This is a genomic window from Thioclava sp. SK-1, from assembly GCF_001705665.1.
GTDB lineage: Bacteria > Pseudomonadota > Alphaproteobacteria > Rhodobacterales > Rhodobacteraceae > Thioclava.
This window is the reverse complement of the sequence record NZ_MDHA01000044.1, coordinates 286,551-302,052: the sequence shown is the minus strand read 5'-3', so window position 1 is coordinate 302,052 and position 15,502 is coordinate 286,551. Positions and strand designations below refer to the sequence as shown.

General features: G+C 56.3%; 13 protein-coding genes. 8 read left to right on the top strand and 5 right to left on the bottom strand.

Annotation, left to right across the window (positions count from 1 at the left end; translation table 11 throughout):
• Positions 1-114: 114 nt before the first annotated feature.
• The 8 genes from glpD to glpK all read left to right on the top strand — a co-directional run bounded on the left by glpD (position 115) and on the right by glpK (position 9,214).
• Entirely contained in the window at positions 115-1,701 is a 1,587-nt protein-coding gene (gene glpD / locus BFP70_RS11360) for a glycerol-3-phosphate dehydrogenase (protein ID WP_066011765.1), read from the top strand.
• Positions 1,702-1,726: 25 nt separating this feature from the next.
• Positions 1,727-2,815 (top strand): ABC transporter ATP-binding protein, encoded by a 1,089-nt coding sequence (locus tag BFP70_RS11355; RefSeq protein ID WP_066011674.1) that lies wholly within the window; start codon positions 1,727-1,729, stop codon positions 2,813-2,815.
• Positions 2,816-2,818: 3 nt separating this feature from the next.
• Positions 2,819-3,904 carry an ABC transporter ATP-binding protein gene (locus BFP70_RS11350; RefSeq protein ID WP_066011673.1) on the top strand — a complete coding sequence of 362 codons (1,086 nt, stop codon included), beginning with the start codon at positions 2,819-2,821 and terminating at the stop codon, positions 3,902-3,904.
• Positions 3,904-4,776: a carbohydrate ABC transporter permease gene (locus tag BFP70_RS11345; protein ID WP_066011672.1), complete on the top strand. Its 873-nt coding sequence runs from the start codon at positions 3,904-3,906 to the stop codon at positions 4,774-4,776. The genes BFP70_RS11350 and BFP70_RS11345 overlap by 1 nt, the downstream gene beginning before the upstream one ends.
• Positions 4,776-5,579: a carbohydrate ABC transporter permease gene (locus BFP70_RS11340; protein ID WP_066011671.1), complete on the top strand. Its 804-nt coding sequence runs from the start codon at positions 4,776-4,778 to the stop codon at positions 5,577-5,579. The genes BFP70_RS11345 and BFP70_RS11340 overlap by 1 nt, the downstream gene beginning before the upstream one ends.
• 13 nt (positions 5,580-5,592) lie before the next feature.
• The gene (locus tag BFP70_RS11335; protein WP_066011670.1) at positions 5,593-5,865 is read left to right on the top strand and encodes a DUF2160 domain-containing protein; all 273 of its coding nucleotides are present in this window, start codon (positions 5,593-5,595) and stop codon (positions 5,863-5,865) included.
• 57 nt (positions 5,866-5,922) lie between these two features.
• Positions 5,923-7,623 carry an ABC transporter substrate-binding protein gene (locus tag BFP70_RS11330; RefSeq protein ID WP_176715552.1) on the top strand — a complete coding sequence of 567 codons (1,701 nt, stop codon included), beginning with the start codon at positions 5,923-5,925 and terminating at the stop codon, positions 7,621-7,623.
• A gap of 100 nt (positions 7,624-7,723) precedes the next feature.
• Positions 7,724-9,214: a glycerol kinase GlpK gene (glpK, locus tag BFP70_RS11325; protein WP_066011669.1), complete on the top strand. Its 1,491-nt coding sequence runs from the start codon at positions 7,724-7,726 to the stop codon at positions 9,212-9,214.
• Between the two features lie 40 nt (positions 9,215-9,254).
• Here the strand turns inward: glpK and BFP70_RS11320 are convergent, their stop codons facing one another.
• The 5 genes from BFP70_RS11320 to BFP70_RS11300 all read right to left on the bottom strand — a co-directional run bounded on the left by BFP70_RS11320 (position 9,255) and on the right by BFP70_RS11300 (position 15,311).
• Entirely contained in the window at positions 9,255-10,166 is a 912-nt protein-coding gene (locus tag BFP70_RS11320; RefSeq protein WP_066011668.1) for a glyoxylate/hydroxypyruvate reductase A, read from the bottom strand.
• A gap of 5 nt (positions 10,167-10,171) precedes the next feature.
• Complete coding sequence (locus BFP70_RS11315; RefSeq protein ID WP_066011667.1) at positions 10,172-11,782, bottom strand: ABC transporter ATP-binding protein; 1,611 nt, start codon at positions 11,780-11,782, stop codon at positions 10,172-10,174.
• Positions 11,779-12,618, bottom strand: a complete 840-nt coding sequence (locus BFP70_RS11310; RefSeq protein ID WP_066011666.1) for an ABC transporter permease — start codon at positions 12,616-12,618, stop codon at positions 11,779-11,781. Before BFP70_RS11310 ends, BFP70_RS11315 begins: the two co-directional genes overlap by 4 nt.
• Positions 12,619-12,627: 9 nt before the next feature.
• Positions 12,628-13,605, bottom strand: a complete 978-nt coding sequence (locus tag BFP70_RS11305; protein ID WP_066011665.1) for an ABC transporter permease — start codon at positions 13,603-13,605, stop codon at positions 12,628-12,630.
• 161 nt (positions 13,606-13,766) lie between these two features.
• A complete protein-coding gene (locus BFP70_RS11300) occupies positions 13,767-15,311 on the bottom strand; it encodes an ABC transporter substrate-binding protein (RefSeq protein ID WP_066011763.1) in 1,545 nt (514 codons plus the stop codon).
• Positions 15,312-15,502 lie beyond the last annotated feature (191 nt).

The following is a 15,502-nucleotide window of genomic DNA, read 5'->3' as shown; positions in this document are numbered from 1 at the left end:
CTGCAACCGCGAATATGCGCGAAAATGTTCGATTTAGACAAAAGCGAAAATAAATGTTTGACACAAACTGGTGAATCGCGCTTTATCCCTGTCAAGCGAGGGGAGGCGCGGCACATGACACAAGCAGCATATCATCAGACCCCGGTCGACCTGTTTGTCATTGGCGGCGGGATCAACGGTTGCGGGATTGCGCGTGACGCATCCGGGCGCGGTTTGTCGGTTGTTTTGGCCGAAATGGGCGATCTGGCGCAGGCGACATCATCGGCATCGACCAAGCTGTTCCACGGTGGCCTGCGCTATCTTGAATTTTTTGAATTTCGCCTTGTTCGTGAAGCATTGGAAGAGCGCGAAACATTACTGCGCGCGATGCCGCATATCAGTTGGCCGATGCGATTTGTCCTACCATATCATAAGGATATGCGGTTCGACAGTGAAACGCCTACATCGCGTATTCTGTCGGGTGTGATGCCTTGGATGAAAGGTCGGCGCCCTGCGTGGTTGATCCGTTTGGGGCTGTTTCTATACGACACATTGGGTGGGCGTAAAATTTTGCCCGGCACGTCGACTGTGGATCTGACCCAGGCGGAAACGGGTAAGCCGCTGAAATCTAAGTTCCAATTCGCCTATGAATATTCAGACTGCTGGGTGCAGGATGCGCGTTTGGTGGTTTTGAATGCGCGGGATGCGCAAGCGCGCGGCGCGTCAATCCTGACACAGACCAAAGTGACCTCGGCATATCGTGCGGATGGTCTGTGGCACATCACGACCGAGGGCGCACAAGGGCTGCAAACCTATGTTGCGCGGGCTTTGGTGAATGCGGGCGGCCCATGGGTGGAAGATGTGATCCGCAATACGGTTCGCATCAATTCCAGCGAACATGTGCGTTTGGTCCGCGGCAGCCATATCGTCGTGCCGAAACTTTACGATCATGATCGTTGCTATTTCTTCCAAGGCGAAGATGGGCGTATCATCTTCTCTATCCCCTATGAGCAGGAATTTACCCTGATCGGCACGACCGATAAAGAGCATCAGGGCGACCCGAAAGACGCGACCTGCACGGATGAGGAACAAGAATATCTGTGCCGGTTTGCTAGCCAGTATTTTGAAACGCCGGTCACACGGGCGCAGATTTGCTGGACCTATTCTGGGGTGCGGCCGCTGTATAATGATGGTTCCAGCTCGGCCACGGCGGCGACGCGTGACTACGTTTTATCGATGGATGAAAACGGGGCGCCGTTGTTGAATGTATTTGGCGGAAAAATCACGACCTATCGCCGTTTGGCGGAAAGCGCGATGGAGAAGCTTGCACCACATTTCAGTGACTTAACCGGCAAATGGACCGCTGGCGTGACCCTGCCGGGTGGGGATTTCACCCCTGACCAAACGGCGCAGATCACGGCCGATCTGCAGCGTGATTATCCGTTTTTGACACCTGCTTGGGCGCAGCGGCTGATCCGCCATTACGGCACCGAAGCGCGGCAAATCCTTGGCACGGCCAACGCGGTTGAAGATTTGGGTCAGAATTTTGGTGCGGGTTTGACCGAGGCCGAAGTGATCTGGCTGATGGATATCGAATGGGCGCATCATGTGGAGGATGTGATCTGGCGCCGCACAAAGCTTGGCCTAAGGCTGACTGAACAGGAGATCGCAACACTGCGTGCCTTTATGGCGGCGCGTGTGCAAACCGCAGCGGAAGGGTGATCCGCATGCGGGGGAGGGAGGATATATGACACTCGAACTACGGGATGTGGCGACGACTGTGAACGGGCGGCCCCATATCTATACCACGAATTTGACGCTGCAAAAGGGCACGATGAATGTGCTTTTGGGGCCGACATCTGCTGGCAAAACCTCGTTGATGCGGTTGATGGCCGGGCTGGACCGTCCAACCACGGGGCGGGTATTTTGGAACGGTGAAGATGTGACCGATATGCGCGTGCAAGATCGCCGCGTGGCGATGGTGTATCAGCAGTTCATCAATTACCCTGCCATGAGCGTTTACGACAATATTGCCTCGCCGATGAAGTTGATGGGCAAGTCCAAGGCTGAAATCGACCGGGCCGTGCGCGAAACTGCGGATCTGATGCAATTGACCCCGATGTTGCAGCGCAAGCCGCTGGAATTGTCGGGCGGCCAGCAGCAGCGTTGTGCTTTGGCGCGTGCGCTGGTCAAAGGGGCCGGTCTTGTGCTGCTGGATGAGCCTTTGGCAAATCTGGATTACAAACTGCGCGAAGAATTGCGCGCTGAAATCCCCAAGATCTTTGAGGCGTCCGGGGCAATCTTTGTCTATGCGACCACCGAACCGGAAGAGGCGTTGTTGTTGGGCGGGCAGACGGCGGCCCTGTGGGAAGGGCGTGTGACGCAGTTTGGCCCGACCGCTCAGGTGTATCGCCAGCCCGCTGACCGGATCACGGCGCGGGTGTTCAGTGATCCACCGATGAATTTCGTCAGGTGTCAAAAGCAAGGGCATCGTCTGTCCTTTGGCAGCGGTGTGAACGCCCCAGCCGATGGCGCATTCGCGGCCCTGCCTGATGGTGCCTATGTGGCGGGGTTTCGACCCAATCATCTGGAGCTTGCAACGCATCATGATACCGGGCTGCATTTCGTATGCCAATTGACCGGAACCGAGATCACCGGGTCCGAGACCTTCTTGCACCTGCGTCATGACGGCGCACCGTGGGTCGGGCTGGTGCATGGTGTGCATTCACTGGCACGCGGCGCGGATGTGACCGTGGCATTGGACCCTGGTCATATTTATCTGTTCACCGAGGATGGGCGGCTAGCGGCCCCTGCCTCCTATGCGCAGGCGGCGTAACATATGGCACAGATTACACTTTCCAACCTTGCACATAGTTATCTCCCTGAACCGAAAGGGGAGCAGGACTTTGCCTTAAAACATATGGACCATGTTTGGGACAATGGCGGGGCCTACGCGCTTTTGGGATCGTCCGGCTGTGGGAAATCCACGCTGTTGAACATCATCTCGGGGTTATTGAAACCTTCACAAGGGCGGATCCTATTCGGCGATACGGATGTGACTGACGCCCCCACTGCGGAACGCAATATCGCACAGGTTTTTCAGTTTCCCGTAGTCTATGACACGATGACCGTGCGCGACAACTTGGCCTTTCCATTGCGCAATCGCGGGATGGATGCGGGCTATATTGCGGGGCGGGTCAACCAGATCGCGCAGATGATCGGTATGGAAGAGATCTTATCGAAGAAAGCGCGCGGTTTGACCGCAGATGCAAAGCAAAAGATCAGCCTTGGGCGCGGAATGGTGCGCGAGGATGTGAACGCGATCCTGTTTGATGAGCCGCTGACGGTCATCGACCCGCATATGAAATTTGAACTGCGCACGCAGCTAAAGGCGCTGCACCGTGAATTTGGCCATACGATGATCTATGTCACCCATGACCAGACAGAGGCACTGACCTTCGCGGATAAGGTCGTGGTGATGTATGACGGGCGTGTGGTGCAGATGGGGACACCACAAGAGCTGTTTGAACGGCCTGCGCATACATTTGTGGGCTATTTTATCGGATCTCCGGGGATGAATTTCTTCGATGCCACCGTCACGGGCTCCGGCGCTGTGGTCGAGGGTATCGAGGTGCCTCTGGGCGCGGCCAATTATGATGGGCCAGTCGCGGGCCGCGTCCAGATCGGCATCCGGCCAGAGTTCTGTGTGCTGGATAGCACCGGTTTGCCCTTTAAAATTGAGCGGGTCGAAGATGTTGGTCGGCACCGGATTGTGCGCGGCAGCTGCATGGGCCGCCCGGTCAATGTCACCTTGCCCGAGGGGATGCCGATTTCTGAAGATGCGTCGCGCGTGGCCTTCGCGCCTGAGCGGATCAATGTCTATGCCGATGACTGGCGTGTGGCGCCGAAAGGGGAGGCGGCCTGATGGAAAAGACACTTAATAACAAAGCGTGGTTCTTGGTTCTGCCGGTTCTGATACTGGTGGCGTTTTCAGCGGTGGTCCCGCTGATGACCGTGGTCAATTATTCGGTGCAAGATACCTTCGGCAATAACGTGTTCTATTGGGTCGGGCTGGAATGGTTCGCCGATATGCTTCAGTCGGACCGGATGTGGAATGCGCTGGGTCGGCAGGCACTGTTTTCTGCAATTATCTTGGCGATTGAGGTTCCATTGGGGATTTTCGTCGCGTTGAACATGCCCAAAAAAGGATTTTGGTCCAGTTTCGTTTTGGTGACGATGGCGTTGCCATTGTTGATCCCGTTCAACGTGGTAGGCACGATCTGGCAGATCTTTGGCCGGGTGGATATCGGTCTTTTGGGCTATGTTTTGGCCAAGCTGGGCGTGGATTACAACTACACGGCGGATGCGTTTGACGCCTGGGCGACCTTGATTGTCATGGATGTGTGGCATTGGACATCGCTTGTGGCACTGCTGGCCTTTGCCGGGCTGCAATCCATCCCTGAGGCGTATTACCAGGCTGCAAAAATTGATCAGGCCAGCCGCTGGGCCGTGTTCCGTTACATTGAGCTGCCAAAGATGCAAGGCGTGCTGTTGATCGCGATTTTGCTGCGCTTCATGGACAGTTTTATGATCTATACAGAACCATTCGTTCTGACCGGTGGCGGTCCGGGCAATGCCACCACATTCTTGTCGATTGATCTGGTGAAAATGGCAATCGGGCAATTCGATCTGGGACCCGCTGCGGCATTCTCGCTGATGTACTTCCTAGTGATCCTATTGATTTCATGGGTGTTCTACACCGTTATGATCACCGTCGAAAAAGCGGAGGGCAAGTGATGCGCTTAAAAGGTCAACCCTTTGTCATGGCAGCTTATCTGATCTTTTTGATGCTGCCGATCTATTGGCTTTTGAATATGAGCCTGAAAACCAATACCGAGATCACGTCGACATTCTCTATGTGGCCGGTGAATCTGACCTTTGAAAACTATGCGACGATCTTGACCGATCCCAGCTGGTATATGGGCTATGTAAATTCGCTGATCTATGTGGTGTTGAACACCGCGATCAGCCTGGGTGTGGCACTGCCGGCGGCCTATGCGTTCTCACGCTACCGGTTCATGGGGGACAAACATTTGTTCTTCTGGTTATTGACCAATCGTATGGCCCCGCCTGCTGTGTTCGCTTTGCCGTTCTTTCAGCTGTATTCCTCGGTTGGGTTGTTTGACACCCATCTTGCGGTTGCGCTTGCACATTGTCTGTTCAACGTGCCACTGGCCGTGTGGATCCTGGAAGGTTTTATGCGCGGCGTCCCCAAAGAGATTGACGAGACCGCTTATATCGATGGCTATTCCTTTGGCGCGTTTTTCATGAAGATCTTCCTGCCGCTGATTGCGTCAGGTGTGGGTGTGGCGGCGTTCTTCTGCTTTATGTTCTCATGGGTGGAACTGCTGTTGTCACGCACGCTGACATCGGTGGATGCGAAACCGATTGCGGCCACAATGACCCGCACCGTTTCGGCCTCTGGCATGGACTGGGGTGTGTTGGCGGCAGCTGGGGTTCTGACGATTATTCCGGGCGCGCTAGTGATCTATTTCGTGCGCAATTACATTGCCAAGGGCTTTGCCCTGGGCCGCGTCTAAGGAGGATATCGATATGGCTTGGATGGCTTGGACCCTGCCTACGGCGCTGTTTTTCGGAGCGATTGCCTGTTTGATCGTGACCTTCACGGTGCTTGCGATCAAATTCCCCGAAACCCCGCGGGTTGGAATTTTGCGGATTGAAACCACGCGTGGTGATCGGCTTTTTATTACGCTGCTTGGCTCTGCCTTTTTGAACTTGATTTGGCTGGCCGTCGGCATTTCGCCCCAATGGGGCGCACTTATTCTGTGCTTTGTCTATGCCTGTGCGGTGTTCCGCTGGGTATGATCCCAAAACAGGCAAAGCATTGATGTTACTCGCAGACCACATCTCAGGGAGGAGACTATGAAACTGCACCTTACTACCGCTATGGCGCTTGCGCTGATGGTATCGGGACCGGCTTTTGCGGATATGGACGCTGCCAAAAGCTTCCTTGATACGGAAATCGGGGATTTGTCGTCGCTGTCGCGCGCCGACCAAGAAGCCGAGATGCAATGGTATATCGACGCGGCCAAGCCTTTTGCGGGCATGGAAATCAAGGTCGTGTCCGAGAATATCGCCACGCATGAATATGAATCCAAAGTTCTGGCGCCGGCATTTGAGGCGATCACAGGCATCAAACTGACCCATGACTTGATTGGTGAAGGTGATGTGGTTGAAAAGCTGCAAACCCAGATGCAATCGGGCCAGAATATCTATGACGCGTTTGTCAATGACAGCGACCTGATCGGCACACATTGGCGCTATCAGCAGGTGCGCAACCTGACAGATTGGATGGCCAATGAGGGCGCTGATGTGACCTCGCCTACGCTGGATCTGGAAGATTTCATCGGGTTGGACTTTACCTCTGCCCCTGATGGAAAACTGTATCAGCTGCCCGACCAGCAATTCGCGAACCTATACTGGTTCCGCTATGATTGGTTCAACGATCCGGCGATCAAGGCCGAGTTCCTTGAGAAATACGGTTATGAGCTGGGCGTGCCGGTCAACTGGTCAGCCTATGAAGATATCGCGGAGTTTTTCACCGGCAAAAATATCGACGGCCAGGAAATCTATGGCAACATGGATTACGGCAAGAAAGACCCCAGCCTGGGCTGGCGTTACACTGATGCGTGGATGTCGATGGCTGGCATGGGCGACAAGGGCGAACCAAACGGCCTGCCCGTCGATGAATGGGGCATTCGGGTGAATGAAAATTCACAACCCGTAGGTGCTTGTGTGGCACGCGGCGGGGCGACCAATTCACCCGCGGCCGTCTATGCGATCGATAAGGCCATCGACTGGCTACAAAAATACGCCCCACCGGCGGCGGCTGGCATGACCTTCTCTGAGGCCGGTCCAGTGCCTGCACAGGGCAACATCGCGCAGCAGATGTTCATGTATACTACCTTTGTGGCCTCTTTGGTGGAGCCGGGTCTGCCGGTGATGAACGATGATGGCACGCCGAAATGGCGTTTGGCACCAAGCCCTCACGGCGCCTATTGGGAAGAGGGTATGAAAGTTGGCTACCAGGACGTTGGGTCTTGGACGCTGATGGATTCTACACCCGAAGATCAGGCGAAAGCCGCGTGGCTTTATGCGCAGTTTGTTACCTCGAAGACGGTGGATGTGAAAAAATCGCATGTGGGTCTGACCTTCATCCGAGAGTCCACAATTCAAGATGACAGCTTCACCGAGCGCGCGCCGAAACTGGGCGGTTTGGTTGAGTTTTACCGCTCGCCTGCCCGCGTTCAATGGTCGCCCACAGGAACCAACGTGCCGGATTATCCAAAGCTGGCACAGCTGTGGTGGCAGAACATCGGTGACGCCATGTCGGGTGCGAAATCCTCGCAAGACGCATTGGACAGCCTTTGCGCCGATATGGAAAATGTGATGTCGCGTCTGGAACGTGCCGGGGTGATGGGTGATCTTGGTCCAGCCTTGAACGAGGAAAAGGACGCCGAGTATTGGCTCAGCCAGCCCGGTGCACCCAAACCTGCGTTGGAAACCACGGATGAAGAGCCCAAGACGATCGCTTATGATGAGCTGATCGCATCGTGGAACTGATCTGATACACCGGGCGGGGGATGCCCCGCCCGGCTTTTTTTCACCTGCGCGAAAATTGGCGCGCAGATGTAAAAAAGCCATTTGGCATTTGGGGGGAGCCATGACTTATATTCTTGCAATCGATCAGGGCACGACCTCGTCACGGGCGATTGTCTTTGACGAAAACCTTTCCCCTGTCGCGCAGGCACAGGAAGAATTTCCGCAGAAATTTCCGCGCTCTGGCTGGGTGGAGCATGATCCGGCGGATCTGTGGTCAACGGTGGCACGCACAACCCTAGATGCGATCAAAGCGGCGCAGATCGGGGCGGGCGATATTGCTGGGATTGGCATTACAAATCAGCGCGAAACGGTCGTGGTCTGGGACCGTCACACGGGCGAGCCGGTGTATAATGCGATTGTCTGGCAAGATCGCCGGACATCGGATTTCTGCGCCAAGCTGCGTGACGACGGCTTTGAAGAAACTGTCACCGCACGCACGGGCCTGATCATTGATCCCTATTTTTCTGCGACGAAATTGCGCTGGATCCTTGAAACAGTCGAGGGCGCGCGGGAACGGGCTGAAAACGGGGATCTGTTGTTCGGCACGGTAGATTGCTTTTTGATCTGGAAGCTGACGGGCGGCAAGGTCCATGCCACCGATGCAACCAATGCGGCGCGCACGATGTTATATGATATCGCGAAAGGTCGGTGGTCCACCACAATCAGCGCGACCTTTGGGATACCGCAATCCATGCTGCCACAGGTGCGTGATTGCGCAGATGACTTTGGCACCACAGATTCCGGGCTGTTTGGCGCAGCGATTCCGATTTTGGGCGTGGCAGGCGATCAGCAGGCGGCGACCTTGGGGCAGGCGTGTTTTCAGCCGGGCATGTTGAAATCCACCTATGGCACCGGATGTTTCGCGCTGCTCAACACGGGTGATCACATGGTGCGTTCGCAAAATCGGATGTTGACCACGATTGCCTATCAGCTTGATGGCAAACCAACCTATGCGCTGGAAGGATCGATATTTATCGCCGGTGCGGTTGTGCAATGGTTGCGCGACGGGCTGAATATGATCGGTGATGCGGCCCAAACCCAACCTTTGGCGGAGGCCGCGGACCCCGGGCAAGAGGTGATCATGGTGCCTGCCTTTACCGGGCTGGGTGCGCCCTATTGGAATGCTGACTGCCGTGGTGCAATGTTTGGTTTAACCCGTGCGACGACGCCCGCTGAAATTGCCCGGGCGGCATTGGAAAGCGTGGGCTATCAGACCCGCGATTTGTTGCGCGCGATGCAGGCCGATTGGGCGGCACAGGGCGCACAGCCCACTTTGCGGGTGGATGGGGGGATGACGGCATCGGATTGGACGATGCAGTTCCTGGCCGATATTATTGGCGCCCCGGTGGACCGCCCACAGGTGCTAGAAACAACGGCGCAGGGCGTGGCATGGTTGGCGGGATATAAGGCGGGCGTATGCCCTGACCAAGAAGGATTCGCGAAAGCCTGGGCGCTGGATCGGACCTTCCAGCCTAAGATGTCGCAAGCGACGCGTGACGCCCGCTATGCACGGTGGAAACGGGCCGTCGCCGCCACGATTGAATTTGGCTGATCCTTGATACGGCTGCCAACGCGTCTATAGCAAGGCGCGGTTATGCGATCCCCTGCGCCGCCAACCCTGACACGACCGAGGCCACCACGGCACGGCTTTCAGGTTGGCTGGCGGTATGGGGCGTAATGAAAATCTTGGGATGATCCCACAGCGGACTGGTGCTAGGCAAAGGTTCGGTCGCAAAGACGTCAAGCGATGCACCCGACAGATGCCCGGTGTTGAGGGCCTTTAACAGGGCGGTTTCATCCAGCTGCGCGCCGCGCCCCAAATGGATCAACGCAGCCCCCCGGGGCAGGGAGGCCAGAAACGACGACCCGATCAGACCCGTTGTCTGGGGCGTCAAGGGTAAGACATTGATGGCGATCTGTGTGCGGGCCAGAAATGCGCTGCGATCAGCATCGGTGAAATGGGTTACGTTGGGCAACGGATTATGCGGCAGGTTGCGTGACAGCGTGGCGACGCGGAAGCCCAGATCGCTAAGCGCCTTGGCAATGGCGCGCCCCATATGGCCAAACCCTAAAACCCCCACGGCGCAATCTGATGGCGAGCGCCCGCCAATCATCCGCGACCATTCATGGCGCTTTTGTTGCGCCAGATAGCGGCCCATGGAACGGTGATGCCAAACCACATGAAACGCCGCAAACCCGGCCATTTGCAGTGCCTGATCTGGATCTTCGACCCGGATCACCGGCAGATCGGGTGGTAAGGTGGGACAGGCCAGAATCCCATCTGTGCCCGCCGCCGGGCAGCAGACCGCGCGCAGGTTGGGGTAGCGCGCGAAAACCGCGGGATCTGGCGCAAAACATATCAGAAACTGCACCGCAGCAGGGTCTGTGATATCCTCGGGACGGCGTAGATCCAGATGCGGTGCAAAGGCCGCGAAATCTGCCCCGTAATGGGTTAGGATATCGACGCGGGTGCAATCCGCCACGCCCAAATATGTTGCCGTCATAACCGTCAACCTGTCTTACCCCAATCGCCGCCGGGCACCGCTGCCAGCAGCTTTTGTGTATAGCCATGTTGCGGGCGCAAAAAGACCTCTGAGGTTTGTCCGATCTCAACCAGCTTGCCTTTTTGCATCACAGCGATACGGTCGCACAGCTGGGCAGCCACCCGAAGGTCATGGGTGATGAACAAGATTGACAGGTTCATGCGCGCGCGCAGATCGCGCAGCAGATTCAGAACCTGCGCCTGAATAGAGACATCAAGCGCAGAGACCGCTTCATCCGCGATGATCAGTTCTGGATCCATTGCCAGCGCACGGGCAATCCCGATCCGCTGCCGCTGGCCGCCCGAAAATTCATGCGGGAACCGGTCCACGGCTTCAGCACCAAGGCCTACGATTTCCATCAGCTCGCGGGCGCGGGCCTGTGCATCGGCTTTGCTTACCCCCTTGGCAATCGGCCCATCGGTCAGCGCGCGCATGATTTTATGACGCGGGTTCAAACTGGCATAGGGGTCTTGAAAGACCATCTGAACCTTATGGCGCGCAGCGCGCAGATCCGCATCATTAAGCGCGGCCATATCCGTCCCCCCCACAAGGATCTGGCCACTGTCGGGCGTGACCAAACGCACAACCGCGCGGCCCAAAGTGGATTTACCCGACCCCGACTCCCCCACAAGGCCCAGTACTTCGCCTTTGGCAATTGTCAGGGAGATATCATCAATTGCGCGCACTTCACGCGGGGGTTTCATAAACCCGCCCCCGGTGCGATAGACCTTGTTAAGCGATTTGATTTGCAACGCGGGCGCGTTCGTCACCGGCGCTGATTGCGGCACATGTCCTGAAGGGATCGCGTTTAACAACGCCTTGGTGTAATCATGCTGGGGATCTTGAAGCACGTCGGCGGCGGTGCCTGCCTCAACAATCTGACCGTGGCGCATCACAATCACACGGTCTGCGATTTCTTCGACCACGCCAAAATCATGGGTGATGAACATCACGGCCATGCCGCGTCTGTCGCGCAGATCCAAGATCAGCTTCAAAATCTGTGCCTGTGTGGTGACGTCAAGCGCAGTGGTGGGTTCATCAGCAATCAGCAGCTCTGGCTCCAAGGCCAAGGCCATTGCGATCATCGCACGTTGGCGCTGCCCACCAGACAGTTGAAACGGATAGGCGCGGATGATCTTGGCAGGGTCGGGCAGGCCAACTTCGGTGATCAGTTCCAGCGCGCGGGCGCGGCGCTGTGCCGGGCTGTGGCGTTTATGGGCGGCAAAGACCTCTGCGATCTGGTCGCCAATACGCATCAACGGGTTCAGTGCTGTCATTGGCTCTTGAAAGATCATCGCAACCCGATCGCCGCGCATGGCGCGTTGATCGCCCTCTGACAGGCGCAAGATATCCTTGCCGCCAAACATTGCGCGTCCGGCCCCGACCTTCACCCCCGAAGGTAAAAGCCCCATCAGCGCATTGGCCGTCATGGATTTGCCAGACCCCGATTCACCGACAACGCATAGGATTTCGCCCTTAAGGATTTGATAGGAGCATTTATGCACAGCAAACTGTCGGTCCGCGCCTGCGGGCAGATCGATGGTCAGCCGTTCGATGGATAATGTAGGGGAGGTCATGCGCGGCCCTTTCTTGACAGATGCGGGTTGAGCGCATCATTGAGTCCTTCACCGATCAGATTAAGGGCCAACACCGTAAGGATGATTGCCAGACCGGGGAAGAATGACAGCCACCACGCAGTTCGGATCACTGTGCGCGCAGCCCCGACCTGATAGCCCCAGCTCATGATATTGGGATCGCCAAGGCCCAGAAACGACAAAGAGCTTTCCAACAAGATCGCCGTCGCGACCATAAGTGACGCCATGACGATAATCGGAGAGACAGTGTTGGGCAGCACCTGTCCGATCAAGATCTTCATATTCGACAGGCCCGCAAGGCGTGCGGCATCAATATATTCACGTTTGGTGACAGACATTACCTCGGCGCGGACCAGGCGGGCCACCGGGGGCCAGCTGACAATCGCGATGGATAAGGTGATTGATCCAAGCGAAGGCTCTAGAATGGCGACAAGCACAATGGCCAGCGCGAAATTGGGGATGGTTTGAAAAAATTCGGTAAAGCGCATGGCGCATTCATCAACCCAACCGCCGTAAAATCCGGCCAATGCGCCAAGTGGCACACCGATGCACAGTGCCATGACCGTTGAGATCAGGCCGACCAAAAGCGAAACACGCGCACCATAGACCAGCCCGGACAATACATCACGCCCCAACGTGTCTGTGCCCAGATACAGCCCGGCCGCATCAAAGGGCGCAAGGAAGGGGCGCTGCACCATCGCCCAAGGGCCGCGCGGGAACATGAATGGCGCCAGCAGGGCAATGGCGATAACAAGGAACAATAAGATCAGGCCAAAGACGGCGCCACGGTTGGTTGAGAAACGTTTCCAAAAACTCATGCGGATACCTCAGGCCTTATGGCCGATGCGGGGGTCAATCAGGCGGTAGACGATATCGGTGATGATGTTAAAGACGATCACCATCGCCGCCGACACAAGGAAGACGCCCAGAATTGTGTTGTAGTCGCGTGCGGCGAGGCTTTCGAACATCAGCCGCCCAATGCCGGGCCATGCAAAGACCGTCTCAGTCAGGACCGCGCCACCGACTAGCTGCCCGGCTTGCAATCCAGCCAATGTCACCACAGGCAACAATGCGTTGCGCAGGATATGACGGCGACGGATGATCGGATCGGCCAACCCTTTGGCCCGTGCGGTTTTCACAAAATCTTGCTGCCCGACCTCCAGCATGGAGGCCCGGGTCATACGCATGTATACGGCCATAAAGAACAGGCCCAGTGTCGATGCAGGTAAGACCAGATGAGACAGGATGTCCCACATTCGCGTCAGCCCGGTGTAATTTGCACCAACCGTTTCATAGCCAAATCCGGGCAACCACCCCAGATTGACCGAGAACACCAATACCGCCATCAACGCGGCCCAATACAGCGGTGTGGCATAGAACAGCAGCGCAAAGCCGGTCAGCAAGCTGTCACCGATTTTCCCAACCCGAGCAGAGGCCGCAACACCCATCGCAATCCCGCCAACCAATGAAATGCCAAATGCGGTCAGCGTCAGCAATAATGTTGCGGGCAACCGGTCCAAGATCAGATCCAGCACCGGTGCACCCTGGCGGAAACTATATCCCAGATCCAGCGTGACCACATTCCCGACATAGCGGGCAAGCTGTACATAGAATGGTTGATCCAACCCGAATTGAGCCCGTAAATCTGCAATCATCTGTTCATCTGCAGCACCGGCTTCGCCTGCGATTACGGCGGCCGGATCACCCGGCGCAGCATGGATCAGAAAGAAATTCAGAATTGCGATCGCCAGTAGCGTAATCGCGGCTTTTAGCAAACGCCCGAGGATGGGGCCGAGTATGGCCATGACCTGTCCTTGTCTTCAATGCCCGCGCCAATGGCTGCGGGTCGTTGCGGGTGGGGAGGTTCAATCGCCTGACACGCGCGGACAATCGTCTGCGCGGTTTGGGGGTGGCGGAAAGAAAAGGGCAGGGCGGTCAGAGGAACGAAACCGCCCTGCCAGGCAAGTTATTTCTGGATCCACGCGCTGCGCAGACCGTCATTCAGCCCGATGCCTGTCGAGATCAGATCCTGCACCCCGCAACGGTAAATCGTGGGGAATTCCAGCTCCATCATCCAGGCGACGGGCACATCATCGACGATCTCTTTTTGGATCTCGTTATAAATGTCTTGCCGTTCGGTATTGGATGCAGACACGGCGGCTGCGGCCCATTTCTTGTCCAGCTCGGGGTTTTCGTAACCCTCAACATTGTTCCATGGGCTGCCCTTGACGATTTGATCCGCCGTATAGGTGCGTGACACGCCCAGGGCCGGGTCGCCATATTGATACAGATAGGTAAAGGCCAGATCGTAATCCCATTGCGCTGTTTTTTCATTCCAGCCCGCGACATCGGTGGATTCCATATCGACCTTGATACCAACCTCTTCGAGGTTTTGTTTCACCGCTTCGGCCCAACGCGCCCATGTTTCGCCATAGGGCAAGGGCAGCAACCGGATCGGCGTGCCATCATAGCCCATCTCTGCCAGCAGCGCTTTGGCCTTTTCCGGGTCATGGGTGTAATGCGTCACGTCATCTGAATAGAAGTTGGTCTTTGACGACACCGGCCCGGTGGGCACCGTGCCATAGCCATTCCACACAACATCCTTCATGAATTCGCGGTCCATCGCATACATCAGCGCCTGACGGAAACGCTTGTCCGCGGTTGGTCCTTGACGATTGTTCAGCCACATCCATGCATGGGGCGCAAAGAATTCCCAGCCCTTGGTTGTGGTGCAGACATTGTCCATCGCGGCAAGGCGCGGCACATCCCAATTTTCAACGGCGCCGCCGGGAACCACATCAACCTCACCCGTCTCAAAGGCTACCGCACGCGATGCAGCATCGGGGATGACGCGGTAAAACACCTCATCTAGATAGGGCAGACCCTCAACATAATAATCGTCATTCTTCACCAGATGGATGAAGCTGCCTTTTTGCCATTCGTCAAATTTAAACGGGCCAGTCCCGATTGGCGTGCTGTTGGCAGGGTTGGTGGCGTAATCCGTGCCTTCGTAAATATGTTTGGGCAGCATCGGCATAGAGCCTACCTCAAACGCGTTGATGAACGGCCCATAGGATTCTTTCATATGGAAGATGACCGTGTAATCATCTGGCGTCTCGACGCTGTCCACATGGGCGTAATTGGCGCGGAACCGCGGGTGGGTGCCATCCAGAAAGCCTAAGCTAAAGACAACATCGGCAGCGGTGAACGGCGCGCCATCATGCCATTTTACATTCTCATTCAGATGGAATGTATAGGTCATGCCGTCCTCAGCGATTTCCCAAGACTTGGCAAGGCCGGGCTGTGGGTTCAGATCCCCGTCGTAGCGCAGAAGACCTTCATAGATTTGTCCACCCACCATCTGCGTAGGACCGTTTTGCGTCAGCCCCATCATAAGGCCGGGCGGTTCAGGCTGCACGATGACATCCAGACGTCCACCGGCCTCTTGCGCCGCAAGCTGTGTTGCGAAGGCGCTGGCCACGAGGAATGTCGTCAATTTCAGCAGTTTCATCGGTTTCAATATCCCTGTTGAGGCATGATCAAAGATCTGTCCGCATTGGATGCGGATCTGAAGTTTGGCCGCAGTTGCGCGGCGAAAGAGTTTTGGATAGGTGCGATCTGTCGCCGCTTTTGCCCACCGTGGGGGCAGGAAAGAAGAAGTTCGCTCGCAAGTCAAGTAAATTGTCGACAATCGACAAAACC

Bases quoted from the DNA above. Each gene is read 5' to 3' on its own strand.
- glpD (WP_066011765.1), top strand. From the start codon at position 115: ATGACACAAGCAGCATATCATCAGACCCCGGTCGACCTGTTTGTCATT.
- BFP70_RS11330 (WP_176715552.1), top strand. From the start codon at position 5,923: ATGAAACTGCACCTTACTACCGCTATGGCGCTTGCGCTGATGGTATCG.
- BFP70_RS11335 (WP_066011670.1), top strand. From the start codon at position 5,593: ATGGCTTGGATGGCTTGGACCCTGCCTACGGCGCTGTTTTTCGGAGCG.
- glpK (WP_066011669.1), top strand. From the start codon at position 7,724: ATGACTTATATTCTTGCAATCGATCAGGGCACGACCTCGTCACGGGCG.
- BFP70_RS11340 (WP_066011671.1), top strand. From the start codon at position 4,776: ATGCGCTTAAAAGGTCAACCCTTTGTCATGGCAGCTTATCTGATCTTT.
- BFP70_RS11315 (WP_066011667.1), bottom strand. From the start codon at position 11,782: ATGACCTCCCCTACATTATCCATCGAACGGCTGACCATCGATCTGCCC.
- BFP70_RS11310 (WP_066011666.1), bottom strand. From the start codon at position 12,618: ATGAGTTTTTGGAAACGTTTCTCAACCAACCGTGGCGCCGTCTTTGGC.
- BFP70_RS11300 (WP_066011763.1), bottom strand. From the start codon at position 15,311: ATGAAACTGCTGAAATTGACGACATTCCTCGTGGCCAGCGCCTTCGCA.
- BFP70_RS11305 (WP_066011665.1), bottom strand. From the start codon at position 13,605: ATGGCCATACTCGGCCCCATCCTCGGGCGTTTGCTAAAAGCCGCGATT.
- BFP70_RS11355 (WP_066011674.1), top strand. From the start codon at position 1,727: ATGACACTCGAACTACGGGATGTGGCGACGACTGTGAACGGGCGGCCC.
- BFP70_RS11320 (WP_066011668.1), bottom strand. From the start codon at position 10,166: ATGACGGCAACATATTTGGGCGTGGCGGATTGCACCCGCGTCGATATC.
- BFP70_RS11350 (WP_066011673.1), top strand. From the start codon at position 2,819: ATGGCACAGATTACACTTTCCAACCTTGCACATAGTTATCTCCCTGAA.
- BFP70_RS11345 (WP_066011672.1), top strand. From the start codon at position 3,904: ATGGAAAAGACACTTAATAACAAAGCGTGGTTCTTGGTTCTGCCGGTT.